The sequence below is a fragment of the Maledivibacter halophilus genome (assembly GCF_900167445.1).
GTDB lineage: Bacteria > Bacillota > Clostridia > Peptostreptococcales > Caminicellaceae > Maledivibacter > Maledivibacter halophilus.
On the sequence record NZ_FUZT01000009.1, the window covers coordinates 123,273 to 138,729 of the forward strand.

13 protein-coding genes and 1 riboswitch are annotated in these 15,457 nt (G+C 31.6%); of the genes, 6 read left to right on the plus strand and 7 right to left on the minus strand.

The window, feature by feature from the left end; all coding sequences use genetic code 11:
* Nucleotides 1-61 precede the first annotated feature (61 nt).
* Together aroQ and B5X81_RS17345 are read left to right on the plus strand one after the other, a co-directional pair.
* Nucleotides 62-499 carry a type II 3-dehydroquinate dehydratase gene (gene aroQ / locus B5X81_RS17340; protein WP_079493435.1) on the plus strand — a complete coding sequence of 146 codons (438 nt, stop codon included), beginning with the start codon at nt 62-64 and terminating at the stop codon, nt 497-499.
* Between the two features lie 23 nt (nt 500-522).
* Complete coding sequence (locus B5X81_RS17345) at nt 523-1,446, plus strand: DMT family transporter (RefSeq protein WP_079493436.1); 924 nt, start codon at nt 523-525, stop codon at nt 1,444-1,446.
* Nucleotides 1,447-1,538: 92 nt separating this feature from the next.
* Here the strand turns inward: B5X81_RS17345 and B5X81_RS17350 are convergent, their stop codons facing one another.
* The 4 genes from B5X81_RS17350 to B5X81_RS17365 form a co-directional block, all read right to left on the minus strand.
* Nucleotides 1,539-2,705: a M20 family metallopeptidase gene (locus tag B5X81_RS17350; protein WP_079493438.1), complete on the minus strand. Its 1,167-nt coding sequence runs from the start codon at nt 2,703-2,705 to the stop codon at nt 1,539-1,541.
* 10 nt (nt 2,706-2,715) lie between these two features.
* On the minus strand, nt 2,716-3,879 hold the full coding sequence (locus B5X81_RS17355; RefSeq protein WP_079493439.1) for a M20 family metallopeptidase: 1,164 nt from the start codon (nt 3,877-3,879) through the stop codon (nt 2,716-2,718).
* Nucleotides 3,880-5,118 (minus strand): Zn-dependent hydrolase, encoded by a 1,239-nt coding sequence (locus B5X81_RS17360; RefSeq protein WP_079493441.1) that lies wholly within the window; start codon nt 5,116-5,118, stop codon nt 3,880-3,882.
* Nucleotides 5,119-5,289: 171 nt separating this feature from the next.
* Nucleotides 5,290-6,474 (minus strand): hypothetical protein, encoded by a 1,185-nt coding sequence (locus B5X81_RS17365; protein WP_079493442.1) that lies wholly within the window; start codon nt 6,472-6,474, stop codon nt 5,290-5,292.
* A gap of 399 nt (nt 6,475-6,873) precedes the next feature.
* On the opposite strand from B5X81_RS17365, the gene B5X81_RS17370 reads away from it, so the two are divergent.
* Nucleotides 6,874-8,742: a helix-turn-helix domain-containing protein gene (locus tag B5X81_RS17370; protein ID WP_079493444.1), complete on the plus strand. Its 1,869-nt coding sequence runs from the start codon at nt 6,874-6,876 to the stop codon at nt 8,740-8,742.
* Nucleotides 8,743-8,784: 42 nt separating this feature from the next.
* Here the strand turns inward: B5X81_RS17370 and B5X81_RS17375 are convergent, their stop codons facing one another.
* Entirely contained in the window at nt 8,785-9,525 is a 741-nt protein-coding gene (locus tag B5X81_RS17375) for an acyl-[acyl-carrier-protein] thioesterase (RefSeq protein ID WP_079493445.1), read from the minus strand.
* Between the two features lie 191 nt (nt 9,526-9,716).
* Between B5X81_RS17375 and B5X81_RS17380 the strand changes: the two genes are divergently transcribed.
* From B5X81_RS17380 to B5X81_RS17390, 3 genes are read left to right on the plus strand one after another with little or no spacing between them, the layout of a single operon-like run.
* Nucleotides 9,717-10,652, plus strand: a complete 936-nt coding sequence (locus B5X81_RS17380) for an ABC transporter ATP-binding protein (RefSeq protein WP_079493447.1) — start codon at nt 9,717-9,719, stop codon at nt 10,650-10,652.
* Nucleotides 10,653-10,666: 14 nt separating this feature from the next.
* The gene (locus B5X81_RS17385) at nt 10,667-12,022 is read left to right on the plus strand and encodes an ABC transporter permease (RefSeq protein WP_079493448.1); all 1,356 of its coding nucleotides are present in this window, start codon (nt 10,667-10,669) and stop codon (nt 12,020-12,022) included.
* Nucleotides 12,015-13,187 (plus strand): ABC transporter permease, encoded by a 1,173-nt coding sequence (locus B5X81_RS17390; RefSeq protein WP_079493450.1) that lies wholly within the window; start codon nt 12,015-12,017, stop codon nt 13,185-13,187. Before B5X81_RS17385 ends, B5X81_RS17390 begins: the two co-directional genes overlap by 8 nt.
* 157 nt (nt 13,188-13,344) lie before the next feature.
* Here the strand turns inward: B5X81_RS17390 and B5X81_RS17395 are convergent, their stop codons facing one another.
* Together B5X81_RS17395 and B5X81_RS17400 are read right to left on the minus strand one after the other, a co-directional pair.
* On the minus strand, nt 13,345-14,754 hold the full coding sequence (locus B5X81_RS17395) for an FtsW/RodA/SpoVE family cell cycle protein (RefSeq protein WP_079493451.1): 1,410 nt from the start codon (nt 14,752-14,754) through the stop codon (nt 13,345-13,347).
* Complete coding sequence (locus tag B5X81_RS17400) at nt 14,741-15,085, minus strand: PadR family transcriptional regulator (RefSeq protein WP_079493453.1); 345 nt, start codon at nt 15,083-15,085, stop codon at nt 14,741-14,743. The genes B5X81_RS17395 and B5X81_RS17400 overlap by 14 nt, the downstream gene beginning before the upstream one ends.
* Nucleotides 15,086-15,229: 144 nt before the next feature.
* Nucleotides 15,230-15,413: riboswitch (cobalamin riboswitch) on the plus strand.
* The last annotated feature ends 44 nt before the right edge of the window (nt 15,414-15,457 follow it).

Consider the following 15,457-nt stretch of genomic DNA (forward strand, 5'->3'; position numbering starts at 1 on the left):
ATTTGAAACTTATAACTGGCAGGAAGTCTTTAGACTACCTTGCCAAGAGGAGTTGAAGCCTTTGAAAATATTAATAATAAATGGGCCTAATATTAATCTTTTGGGAATAAGAGAAAAGCATATATATGGTAAAATTAACTATGAAGAAATGTGCAAATACCTTAAAGAGAAAGCGGAAAAATTAAAGCTTAATATAGATATTGTTCAAAGTAATATTGAAGGGGAATTAGTGGATCATATACAGGAGGCCTATGGCAAATATGATGGAATAATAATCAATCCAGCTGCTTATACCCATTATAGTATAGCTATACTAGATGCACTAAAGGCAGTTGATATTCCTTCGGTGGAAGTGCATATTAGCAATGTTAACTCAAGGGAGGAATTTAGAAAAAGATCTGTAACAGCTCCAGGATGCATTGGACAAATATGTGGTTTTGGTATATATGGTTATGTTATGGCTATGATGGGATTGATTAATGATTTAAAACAGGAATGAATTTTAAATAAGGAGATTTTAATATGGAATCAAAAAAAACCTTGTCACTAATTGCTATAATGATAACATCCACAGTATGGGGACTATCTTTATTGAGTGTAAAAGTTATAGTTGATGTTATACCGCCAATGACTATGACTTTTTTTAGGTTTTTAATAGGATCTTTAGTATTATCGATTATTTATATGATTAAAGAAAAAGAAAAGAAATTAGATAAAAAAGATATACCTATGTTTATTTTGTCAGGGGCTTCTGGGGTAAGTGCATTTATTTATTTTCAGAATAGTGCTGTTCAGTTTATATCAGCTTCTTCGGCCTCAATAATAGTTGCTGCTATTCCAATATTTGTATTGATTGCTGAGGTAATAGTTTTCAAGACTAAACTATCAAATAAGAAAATTATTAGTGTTATATTGTCCTTTATAGGTGTATATTTTATAGTAGGTTATGATAGTTCTTTAGCTTCTTCAGATTCCTTTAAGGGTTATTTAATGATGTTTGGAGCAGTTATAGCTTGGGTTGTTTATAGCATTGCAACAAAGCCCTTATATAAAAAATATTCTCAAATATCTATTGTATACTTTCAAACCCTGTTTGGAACATCGGTCTTAATCCCCTCTATATTTGTAGAAACAGCAAAATGGAGTCTGGTAAATAATGTGATAATATTAAATCTTCTATTCTTAGGAATATTCTGTTCAGCAATAGCCTATTATCTATATGTTTATGCGATGGAACATTTAGGTATCTCTACTACAGCATTATTTTTAAATCTTATTCCTGTTATAACAGTAGTAAGCAGCTATTTTATACTAAAGGAAAAAATAGGGATATATCATATAATAGGTGGAGCTTTAGTAGTTACTTCTGTTTATTTAGCTAATATTAAGGGAAAAAGTGGTGAGGAGAAATTGGTGGAAGAGGGAGAACTTAAAAAAGCTACATAGTAGAATAATGTAGCTTATGAAAGATAGAAAGTAAAGGTATGATTCTTAAAGGAGTCATACCTTTACTTTTATTCAAAATGATTTAAAATTTTTTAAAACTTCTCCAAAAAATCAATTGCAAACCTAAAATACAGTTCAGTTCCTATGGCTAAGCTGTCTTCATCAATATTAAATCTTGGATGATGATGGGGAAAATCTGCTCCTTTTTCAGGATTTCCTGCACCAACAAAGGCTATTAAACCAGGTATTTTTTCAAGATAATATGCCATATCCTCGCTTCCCGTTGTTTTTTCCATTTTCAAAAGCCCATCTTCTCCAAGCATGCTTAAAACAGTACCTTCAGCAATAGATGAGCATTTTTCATCATTGATTGTAGGTGGTGTTCCTTCTATATATTGAACCTTTGCCTTAGCTCTATAGGCTTTGGCAGTATTATCTGCATGTCTTTTAATTATTTCAGGGAGTATAGCCCTTGTTTTAGGATCAAAACATCTTACTGTACCTTCAATATGGGCTTCTCCTCCAATGACATTAAACCTTGTTCCAGATTGGATTTCCCCTATTGTAAAAACAACAGTATCTAAGGGATTTACTTCTCTACTCATAATGGACTGGGTATTCATAACAAGGGATGAAGCTGCAACAACTGCATCAATACCTTGATGGGGCATTGATCCATGTCCCCCCTTACCAATAATATCTATTTTCACATGATCTCCTGAAGCCATTCTAGGACCTGGGTCTACTGAAATTTTTCCGGTTTCGATACCAGACCATAGATGTATTCCCAAAATACCGTCAACACCTTCCAAAGCTCCTTCTTCAATCATTTCTTTTGCTCCTTGAACCATTTCTTCAGCAGGTTGAAAAATAAGCTTTATAGTTCCCCTGATGTTTTCCTTGATTTCATTTAAGGCTCTAGCAGCTCCAAGAAGCATGGCAGCATGGCCGTCGTGGCCGCAGGCATGCATTACTTTAGGATTTTGTGATTTATATTCAATTTCATTTTTTTCAGTAACCTCTAAGGCGTCTATATCTCCTCTTAAGGCCACTATTTTGCCTGTAGGCTTTCCTTTTATAGTAGCGACAACACCAGTTCCAGCCATTTCAATGTATGGAATACCCATATTTTCAAGTTCGGATTTGATTCTTCTAGAAGTTTCAAACTCTTTCCAGCTAAGTTCAGGATTCTTATGGAAATACCTTCTTAAGTTTATAACATAATCCTTTTGGATTTCTAGGAGCTTTTTATAATCCATTTTACCCCCCCTATCTATTTAAAAAGTCAATTGCAAATTGTGCATATAAAGATGAAGCTGTTTCAAGGGCATCTTCATCTATATCAAATTTTGGATGATGATGAGGGTAGTAATCTACCTTTTTCTCATTTCTTGAACCTACAAAGGCAAAGGCTCCTGGTGCTTTTTGAGTGAAGAAGGAAAAATCTTCTCCACCAGTGGTTTTTTCGTAGGTTACTAAAGCATCTTTTCCACTGGTTTTTTCTACAGCTTCTTCAGCTATGGCAGACATTTCTGGATCATTTATTGTTGGTATAACAAGCTGTTTGTAATCAACTTTAACCTTGGCTCTATAGCTCTTAGCAGTTTGATCAGCTACTCTAGTGATCATATCCTCAAAGGAATCATTTACTTCCATGCTAAAGCATCTAGTTGTTCCCTCCAAATGGGCTTCACCTGCAATAACATTGAATCTGGAACCGGCATTAAACATACCAACACTTATAACTGCAGGGTCAAGGGGGCTAATTTCTCTGCTAACAATGGATTGAAGATTCATAACTATGGCAGATCCAACAAGTACCGCATCAACACCCTGATGGGGCATAGAGCCATGGCCTCCTTTTCCTATTACATCAATTTTAAATATTCCTGCAGAAGCCATTCTAGGTCCAGCTTCTACAGAGACCTTGCCTGCTTCAGTGTCATTCCATATATGGAGTCCAAAGATTCCATCTACGTCTTCCATTACTCCTTCTTCTATCATTTTTTTGGCTCCCTGGGCTACTTCTTCACCGGGTTGGAAGAGTAATTTTACACTGCCACTAAATTCATTTTTTATTTCATTTAATATTTTAGCTGCTGTAAGTAAACTGGCAGTATGAGCATCATGGCCGCAGGCATGCATAAGTCCTTTAACCTTTGATTTATATTCCTTGTCATTTTTTTCATTTACCTCAAGGGCATCCATATCTGCCCTTAAAGCTACAGTTCTACCATCAGCTTTGCCTTTGATGATTCCTACTACTCCAGTTCCAGCTACCTTAGTACACTCAATTCCCATTTTTTCCAATTCTTCTATAACTCTACCGGAAGTTCTAATTTCCTTCATACTAGGCTCAGGATTCATATGGAACTCTCTTCTTAAGTCAATAGCATATTGTTTATATTTTTTAGCAAGCTCTTTAACAGTCATTTATAGTACCTCCCCTAAATCAAGTATTGTATTATATACAACTTCAATTCCTTTTTGCAGATCTTCATAATCAGTCCATTCCTCGGGACAATGGCTTCTACCATCCTTACTAGGAACAAATATTAATCCAACATCTGTTATACCTGCCATAACCATAGCATCATGACCTGCACCACTAAGCATTTTAATATATGAAAAGCCCTTTGAATCGGCATTTTTTTCAAAGCTTTTTATTATTTCTTCTGACATTTTAACGGGTTTTACATCTAACATTTCTTCTATTATTACATCTAGTCCAGAAGCATCAGTTTCTTTTTGAATTAATTCAATAACTTTATTTTTTACTTCTTCTATACAGCTTTTATTTTTTGATCTAATATCAATAGTAAATTGGGCTTCACCAGGCACAATATTTGCTGCACCGGGTTTAACACTTAAGGCACCTACAGTTGCAACAGTACCTTTTCCAGCTTCTATTGCATAATTAGGAATATGTGAAATTATTTTTGAAGCAGCAACAAGAGCATCGGCTCTCATATTCATTGGAGTAGTTCCAGCATGGTCAGGCCTACCCTTTATTGTGACTTTTAAGTTATAAAGTCCAACTATAAAATCAACTATGCCTAAGTCTTTTTCTCTATTTTCTAATACAGGTCCTTGCTCTATATGAAGCTCAATAAAGGCTTTTATATCTTCAGGATTTCTCTTAGCATTATTAATATCATCTGGATTAAAGCCAAATTCTTTAAAAGCTTCAGCCATAGATATTCCTTCATTATCCTTATTATTATTTAGTTCTTCTATTGATACAGAACCTGCCATTGCTCTACTTCCAAAAACCCCTGAGCCGAATCTGCCGCCTTCTTCTTCTATCATACCGACAAACTCAATTGGGTATTTTGTCTTAACATTATTCTCAGTAAGGACCCTCATTACCTCAAGAGCCATAATTACACCGGCAGGGCCATCAAAATTACCACCATTTTTTACAGAATCAAAATGAGACCCTATCATTATAACTGGAAGATCATCATCAGATCCTTTTTTTCTTCCAAATATGCTTCCAGCAGGGTCTTCATAAACCTCTAGTCCTAGCTTTAAAAGTTCATTTTTTATATAGTTTCTTGCACCTCTATCTTCCTCAGTAAGAGAAAATCTCGTAAGACCTTGACCAGGAGTTGCATTAAATTTTGATAACTCCTCTATGTCTTTTTTTATTCTATTAAGATTTGTTTTCAAAACATTTCCCTCCAATTTTAATTAGAACAATTCTTTATTAAAGATATAGATGTAGGTTTGTAAAGTTTAATTTACTCAGTTAGCCACTGAGAAACTTTTTGTGCTCCCCAGTGGCTAATTTCATTTCTAAAGTTTTATTAACGTACATTTATAAAGAGTTGTTCTAAAATTCTATAATAAATTAGTAAATATGCCTGCAATTATTACAGAAACAATTGTAACTGTAGTAAATCCACCAACAAGCATTTTAGGAAGCATTTCATCCATAAGGAATTTTTTTTCTTCCTCGCTTTCAGTAAGGGCTTTGGATGCTTCTTCAGTAAGAATATAGTTAGGTGGAAATCCGTAAAGTGCAGTAAGGGCTATAGCAAAGGACATTTCCTTAGTGTATCCTAATCTTTTGCCAATTAGCATTGAAAGTAAAGCCATTCCAGATACGCCTATAACTATTATTCCACCAAGAGGAACAGCTATTTGGGCAAGCATTGCAGGGGTGGCTTTAGCAAGACCTGCAAATATAAATGCCATAAGACCTGTGATTAGAAATCCAAATGAGCCTGAAAGATTAAGAGGCTTTTGTTCAACAAATCCTAATTCTTGAGCAATTACACCGAAAAACAGACACATAACAAAGGGTGAAATGTCGACTGCTGGCTTAATGAGGTTTGCGAATCCTACAGCAGCCCATGCAGTTATACCAAGCTTTGCAAGGATCATATATGTTGTTGAATAGTTTTTTGGTATAGCAGGTATAAGCTTTTTCTTAGGTGCAGTTTCCTCATTGGATTCAGCTTTTTCAGTAGGTTTTAGCTCACCATTTCTAAAACCATTTAAAAGTCTAGTTCCTTCTTTTTTCAACATTAGTGCTGTAAGGGGATAGCCAACAAAGCCCTGCATTACATAAGTAACTATGGCAAGGACTGCTAATTTATCCATTCCTATTTCAGCGGCTGCTTCAGACATTATGATGGCAGCTACAATACCACCTGTTAGTGGAGGTGTGGCTATAACAGCAGTTTCCCACCCAAATATAGCTTTACCTACTGTAAGGGTAAGTGCACATACACCTACGATTCCTATTAATGCCACGGTAATAGTTTTCCACTGGCTAGCCAGTTCTCTAATAGTTAGCATGGTACCCATATGAGTTATTAATAAGTACATGGATAAATAAATAATTGGCTTTTGAAAACCTGCGAGATCAACGATGTCCTGGGGAAAGAAAGTCCAGAAACCAAATAAAAATAATAGTGCCGAAACAAATACCGATGGAATGAATGCCTTTGATTTAGTAGACACAATATCTCCTATTGTTAAGACCACAAGTACAATAGAGAATGCCATTAATAAGCTCATTATTATTACCTCCTTTATTAGTTAATTTCATATAATATGTCCTTATATTCTAAACATTCTATCAACTATTAACATTTTTTTCTATGTTGCTGACACCAAAATTTTATAGACAAATTTAGTGTATTTTTATACAATAATAAGGATAAAGAATTATGTAGGGTTTATTATAGTAAAACTTAGTTTATACATGCCCAAATACTCAGTGCTTCTGGAAGTTTTGGACATGTATAAATTAAAGTCTTTACTTAAATCACTATAGGTATATAGAAATTCCCGTAAAGACTTTAATGCATACATATTAAAAATTACTATTGATGGAATGATATTATATATACATAAATTTAGTTTTACTAGGAACTCTATATAATAATTTAAAAGGAAAAATGAAGGGTTGAGTAAATGGAAAATAAACCAATTAAAGTAAATAAGTTGGAGGAGTTATTAGAAGCTAGTAAGCTTCTTAATTCTACCCAGGACACAGATTATATATTAGATTATTTATTAAAAAAATCCCTTGAGCTTATAAAGGGTGGAGATACAGGAGTGATTTTTCTTTATAATAAGGATACAGGCCTGTTAGAAATAAGGTCCTTTGTAGGCTTTGAAAGCGGTGTTGTAGAGGCCAAACTTTATCCTGGAGAGTCTATGACAGGGATTGCTTTTCTTAAACAGGGAACTATATTTTTCAGTAATTCTAAGGAAACAAAACAGGCTATGGGTACAATGAGAGAAAAAAATATGAAAATATTACAAAACTCCCTTAATAAAAAGCAGAATAAACTTTTACAATCTATATGCTGTCCTCTGATATATAGAGGAGAATGTATTGGAGTAATAGTGATAGACAATTTTGAAAACCCTGGTGCACTAGGGGAAGAAGATGTCTATCTTTTAGAAGCAATTTCCATTCAGGCAACTATAGCCATAATCAATGCACAAAACTATGAGAAGCAGCTTAAAAATAATGAAGATTTAGAAAAATATAATAAAATGTTAAAATTTGAAAAAAATAAGTATAAATATTCAACTAGTCTACATAGTAGATTTACTGAAATGATACTAAATGGTTGCAGTGTTGAGGATATTCTTTTAGAAGCATCGACATTATTGAAGAGAGACGTTTTTATTATTGATTTATTTTATAATATTAGCAATTATGTTTTTAATCACTATACTAATTTTGATGATGTTAAATTAATGAGCCATAATTTAATAAAGTATTTAAGTGAAAGCAAAACATCTAAATATCATAGCGAAGATAATAACCTTCATTTCTATTTTTCTCCTATAATGGTTAATAGAGATACATTAGGCTGGTTTTGTGTTATATCAGATGATGATAAGTATTCAGAATTAGATAATATTACTGTAGAAAGAAGTGTAACTATACTAGCCCTTGAGCTATTGAAAATGAATGAACTTAGTAATATGGAGCAAACCCTTAAGGGCGATTTTCTAGAAAGCCTTATAGCAAATCAGAACAAAGATTATATTATGAAATACGCAAAAAATTATGGCTTTCGTTTTGATAGAAAGCACCAGATAATCGTTATTGAAGTTGAAAGGAATAAGGAACTTGTGGGTCAAGAGCAGCATCAAAATAAATTTAGTAAATATATAAAATATTATTATAGTATTATAAATGAAAAGATTAATAGAATTTTCTTTAATTCTATAACTTTAATTAAGGGTAATAAGATTGTAATTATACTTCAATTAGATGATGATAATAACAAAGAGAAGATAAAGCTTTTTCTAGAAAATATTGTGACAGAAAATAATATAGGTTTTTTTACTAAATATGGGAATAAAAGGGTCAGAGCAGGAGTAAGTGACGAAATTAATGGCTTGGAAAATTTTAAGGATTGCTATTTTAATGCTATGCAAGCTGTTAAAATGACTAAGGATATCGATGGAGAGGATTTATATTATTTTTATGATGACCTAGAAATAAAGAAAATGCTATTAAATAATGATAAAAAGGATCTTGAATATTTTATTTCAAAAACCTTAGGAGCTCTTTTGAATTATAGAAAAAATGCAAGAAAGGAATACTTAGAAACTATTAAAACCTATATTAAGAGTAATGGTAATTGGACCTATACTAAAGATTATCTCCATATACATGGAAATACCCTTAGCTATAGGCTAAACAAGATAAAGAACTTACTAAATATAGATTTAAACGATTATAATCAACGATTAAGGCTGCAAATAGCCTTTGAGATACTTGATATACTTCCTTACATGGATAAAATAGAAAATTAAGAAGGGGGTTAAGAAGATTTTCTTAACTCCTTTAGTTTGTGTCTAATTCCATTGTATATATGATTGAAATACTTTTTTATCACTATGATTATTAATACCTTCAATGTAAAAAGAATTTATATTATTTTCAAAAACTCCTCTGAAGATGTGAATTATATCTTCAAATTTACATTCAGATATAAAGTTTATCTGCATTTCTTTTATTTCTTTTTCTTTAAATATGTCTTGTGGAAAGCTATCCATGATAAGTTCAACATATTTTACATTATTCATATGCTGATTTATATCTATATCTGAGTAACTTACTCTTTTTTCAAAAAGAAATTGCGTTTTGTCAGTCCAAGAGATTTTATCTGGAACTTCGTATAAAGAATGCTCGTTTTTGAAGTGGTGAAGCTTTTCTATATATAATTTAGGTCTTTTGGGACGCATTTTTTTACTATCAATAATTAACCAGGCTGTAGTGGCCTTGGCAATAATTTTATTTTCAGAATTGTAAAATTTAAAATCTCTAAGTACAAACAGTTTATCTATTCTCTTAGGCCATGTTTCAACTCTTATTTTGTCTCCAAGTTTAGGCAGATTAATAATTTCAATTTTCACCCTTGAAAGCACCCAAAACAAGTCTTCTTTTGATAAGTTATCATAACCTATTTTTAGATGGTTTGCATGATTTGTGGCAGATTCCTGCATGTAATTAAAGATAGAACTTATTTTTACTTGATTTTTAAAATCAACATCATATGTATGTATTTTAAAGGTTTCTTCCCAAACGATACTCATAGTACTTTTCTCCTTCAATATATAAATTTGAGCTTTTGCTTAAACTCCTATAATGATATTCTATAATATTAAGCTTACATATTTCAAATAAATATTATATTTAGCATTATATATACTCTTATAAAGTTTTATTTGTATATAAAATTTGATAATATTGAAATATATAGAAAAAAGCAATAGGGGGAATAATTATGGCTTTACTCAAGGTTATAGACCTGAAGAAACATTATAAAAATATAAAGGCAGTAGGTGGAATAAGCTTTGAGGTCAAAAGGGGTGAGGTTTTTGGACTCCTTGGGCCAAATGGTGCAGGAAAGTCAACAACAATATCTATTATATCTACTCTTATAGCACCTGATTATGGGGATGTTTTATATAAGGGTGAGAGTGTAATCAAATCACCTAAGAATTTACAGAAAAATCTTGGAGTAGTACCACAGGAAATAGCTTTATATCCTACTCTTACCGGCTATGAAAACCTTAGATTTTTTGGGAATATATATGGATTAACAGGTAGATTGTTGAAGCAGAGAATTGAAGAAGTATCGGAAATTATAGGAATAAAAGATAGATTAAAGGATAAGGTTGAAAAGTATTCCGGCGGCATGAAAAGAAGAATAAACATTGGTGCTGCCCTTTTGCATCGGCCTGAGCTTCTTATCATGGATGAGCCTACAGTTGGAATAGACCCCCAGTCAAGAAATCATATATTGGATACAGTTTTAGAGCTTAATAGAAAAGGTATGACTATTATCTATACAAGTCACTATATGGAAGAGGTTGAATATCTCTGCACAAGGATAAGTATTATGGATAAGGGAAAAATTATTGAATCTGGGACTAGGGATGAGCTTATAGAAGTTATAAAGGGAAATAAAAGGATAGAAATTAGGTTTGATAAAGTATCAGATGAACTTATAGAAAAAATAAGGGATATTAATTATGTAAATAAGATAGAAATAATAGAAAATGAGGTAACTATTACTATTAATAATGGAGATGAAATTTTCAAGGATATTATAGAAAGGGTAGGGGAGACAGACGTTAGTATACTTTCTATTGATGTTAAAAAACCTAACCTTGAAGAAGTATTTTTACACTTAACTGGTAAAGCTCTTAGAGATTAAGGGGGAAAGAATAAATGAAAATAATTGATATATTACGAAAGGACTTAAAAATAGTTTTAAGTGATAGAAAGGCTTTAATTACTATGATCTTTATGCCAATAATTCTTTCAACTATACTGGGCTTTGCTTTAAGTGGTTCTTTTATGAGTAGTGGGGATAGAGATATTTCAAAGTTTAATATAGCTATAGTAAAAAATTATAATATTGATGAAGAATTAAAAAAAGTTAATGAAGAATTAACAAGAGGTATGATAGGTGAAAATCTAAATAAAGAAGAAAAAAGTAATTTAATTAAAGTATCAAATGAGCTTGATATAGAAAGTATTTTTTTTGATGAATTTCTTGGAAGCAAGAAGATTAAAAGAATAGTTAATTATAGAATAGAAGATGAAAAAACATCAAGAAAATTATTGGAAAAAGGAAAAGTATCAGCTGTAGTAATATTACCTGAAGATTTTATTTATGATATGATTATTAATTTTTTAACTCCCTTTAGAAATATTGTAAAAATAGATATGATTGGAAATCCAGAGTATTCCATAGGTTTTCAAATAGTAGAAGATATAATGAATGGTTTCACTGATAGGATATCTTCAATAATAATTGGGAAAAATGTTTTTCTTGAAACTGTTTTAGAAAAAGATGTAGGCAAGAGGGCCTTTGAAGATATAGAAACTATAAAGAATAAGATTACAAATAATATAGGAAATATTGAAGTAGATATTAATTATGTAACTTTAAATGGGAAAAAAACTATCTCTAGCTTTGGATACTATGGAGCAGCAATGGCAACAATGTTTATTCTTTTTGCTGCTGGCTATGGAAGTAAAACTCTTTTAGAGGAAAGAGATAATATGACATACCAGAGGATGGTCATAGCTGGAATATCCAAATGGAAGATGACAATAGGTAAATTTTTCGTAATAGCCATTGTAGCATTATTACAAATATCTATTATAATACTTTATTCTAGTATCTTTTTTAAAGTCAGTTGGGGAAATATAGGATTGATTTTTTTAATAAGTATATGTACGGTATTTTCAGTAGCAGGACTAGGAATAATGATAGCTGGGGCCACATTTAAAGCTGGTAATTATAAGATTACAATTGCTTTTCAAAGTATAATAATTCAGATAATGGCTCTAATAGGAGGAAGCTATATCCCCCTTGAAACACTACCTGAATACATACAGAAAATCAGTATTTTATCAATAAATGGTATTGCCCTTAAATCCTATTTAAAATGTATGATGGGATATGGTATAGGGGAATTAAAGTTATATCTATTATTGCTTTTAGCCATGGGGGTAATATTTATTTTCTTTGGAATAATCCTTTTAAGAAATGGGGGAGACCTAAAAAATGCTTAGTATAATTAAGCTTAGATTTTTAATGCTTCGTGATGAGTATAAGTCCATAGTTTTATTAACAGCCATGGCACTTGGCTTCACTGCTGTTTTTGGGATATCCAATGTAGATGGATATAAACCTAAGGTGTTGATAATAGATGAAGATAATAGTAAATATTCACAGCTATTTATAGAGGAATTAAAAATGAGTAATAGCTTTGAATATGAAATAAGTAATTATGATAGAGGAATTAAGCTTGTGGATGAGGGAAAGGTATTAACAGCAATTATATTGAAGAACAATTTTGAGAAAGACATAGAGATGGGTAAGTCTCCTATTATTGATATTTTGAAGTTAAAGGATGATATTTATATATATAGATTAGAAGGTCTTATATCTAATATTTTTAATAAAATGATAAGTAATATAAAAATATCTGAGGCTGCTGCCGATTATATAGGGCGTTTAAAAAGTATCAACAGGCAGGAAATTGTAAGTAAAACATATTTAAAGGCTTTAGAAGCTTGGGAGTATGAAAAGCCTATAGTAATAAATCAAGAGATGATTGAAAGGAAGGGTAAGTCTGAGTATAATCATTTAAAGCATATGATGATAGGCTTTGCCATATTCTTTTCAACCTATACTGTGGTTTTTAGCATAGGAAATATTCTTAATGATAGAAAACATAATATATGGCAGAGAATGTTAATTTCACCTGTGTCAAAGACTTCCATATTAGGTGGCAGTATGATATCAGCATATATAATAGGATGTATTCAGCTTGGAATATTAATACTTGGAGGGAAATATCTATTTGGTATAGATTGGGGAAAGAGTGTTTTAGGAATAATAACAATAGCTGCATCCTTTGTATTCACAATGACATCATTAGGATTGCTGCTTTCTGGTATTGTTAGGACTGAGGCCCAGCTATCAGCTATCACACCAGTAGTTCTGACCAGTACTGGAATGCTTGGAGGATGTCTGTGGCCCCTAGAAATAATAAACTCAAAGGTATTACTTACAATTGCAAATTTTGTTCCCCAAAAATGGGCAGTTGAGGGAATGGAGAAAATAGCAGTAAATGGATACGGCTTTGAGGCTGCACTTATGCCTTCTTTGGTATTACTTGGAATGGGACTGATTTACTTTATGGTAGGGGTTAGATTGGTTAAGTTTGAATAAGTATAAATTAATTATTTTACTGGAATATCTATAGATATGGGCCAATACAAAGTTAAGAAAAGAAGTAGCCTCTGAGGTTTTCTTGCCATCAATTATTTAATCTAAAACTCATTTTCACATGAGCCAAAAGAATTCTCAGTGGCTACGACTACAGATTTTATTTTTTAAATAGACCTTTGTTAAAATCAATAGTTAATTTTCCATCTTCAAAATGAATGATATCATTTTGAAATAATGTTTTTTCAAACATTGGTTTAGGGGATGGAATATTTACAATATTACTTCTTCTATGTACAGATAAAATCAATCCTAATAGAAACATGGTGAAAGTAAAGCTAATAGCTCCATAGGATAAAAGTGGAGGTGCTTGTGTAAAGATACTATAGAAACCCAAATTGTTTACAATAGATCCAATAAACTGTAATAATAAAATTGACAGACACCCTAGAGATACTGATTTTCCTAAGATGTTATTTTGTCTAGTAGATATTTTATACAATCTATATAATAAAAAGAGGATTAATAAACCAACTACTATTGCAGGAATATATCCCAATTTTCCAATTATAAAGGCAAAGGAAAAATCACTACTCCATCCCGGGAGATACTTTTCCAAGGGTTCTTTGTGGATTGAAATGGTTCCAATGGGCTTGGCATTACTAATAATATGCCTAATAATATTTACTTGATATCCTAATCCTTTAGGGTCAGCATTTTGGGTAAATAGAGGTATAAGCCTTTTGATACGATAGGGTGCTTGGACTATTAAAATGAAAAAAACTAATATAGATGATAATATTGTTGGAATATAAACTAAACCTAGGCTCAATTTAGTATTACAATTAAATAATCCACTTTTGATCACTGAAGTAAGTATCACTAAACATGAAATAACTATTACTAAACCGGTACTCATAGATGGAATAAAAAGAGTTATAATAATTGGCGGGATACAAAGTAATCCCGATAAAATAATTCCCAAATATTTCATATTACCAAGATTATATACTAAACCTGAAAAAATAGGGATAAATAGTAAGGAAGCAAAGGGCCCATAGTATATGGCACCATTTATAACTGGTGAAAAAATAAATACTGCTATCATGAATAATATATAAGCTATATATAATATCCATGAGTATTTTTTTAATAGTGTATAATCAAAAAAATAAGCTATAGTAAATATTACAATTCCTATAGGTGCATATACAAGAAAACCACTAAAGTATTCTCCTTGGACACTATTTGAAAAAGGTTCTACAGTACTGTAGAGATATTGCATACCTCCACTTATTAAAAGAAATATTGCTGTAGTAATTAATACAGACCATTCAACTAAAGGCTTATGGGTCTTATTAAGTTCTTTACCAATTAATATAGGATCTCCCATATCTTCAATTGATTTAAGTAGGGCTTCCTTTTCATCCATTCCCTCTACAATATATGCTTCTTTTTGATCTTCAATATGGTCATTAAGCTCTTTTCGTATTTTTTTATGTAAATTTTTAGCTTTAACCCGCTTACATACAAGGTTTAAAAAATTTTCTTTATCTTTAAATTCCCTCAAAGTTTACACCTCCTAAAACCTTATTTACGCTATTGGTATATATAGACCATTCATTTTGCTTTTTGTCTAATAGTTTTCTTCCTTCATTGGTAATGCTATAATATTTTCTTAACTTTTGATTTTCAGATTTTTTTTCGTAGGAAGTCAAAAATTTTTGCTGCTCTAATTTGTGTAAAAGGGGATATAATGTTCCTGCCTTAAGGGTAAATACATTTTGTGAGCGAAGCTTTAGCTCCTCAATCATCTGGTATCCATACATATCTTCATTACTTAAAAGCTTTAAAATCAGCATTGTTGTACTTCCGGATACTAGACTTTTATCAACTTTCATAGTTTTCCTCCTATCATATATAGATTATCTACATATATTGTATATAGATGATCTATACAAGTCAAGGGAAAAAGCAAATTATATATAATTGAAATTAAAAACGTTGAAATATGATTGCTAAAATGCTAGAATTATAATGAACTGAATAAAGGATATTTTTATGGTGCAGTTTTACTGCTTAAAAGGGAAGCTAGTGAGAATCCAGCACGGTCCCGCCACTGTATATAGGGAGTACTATATCATGCAGCCACTGTTTTTTATAAAATGGGAAGGTGATAATAGTATGTTGATCTTAAGTCAGGATACCTGCCATATTAATACACGCTAAAGCTCACGAGGATGGGGAGGTGTTACAGCAGAGTACTTATATAG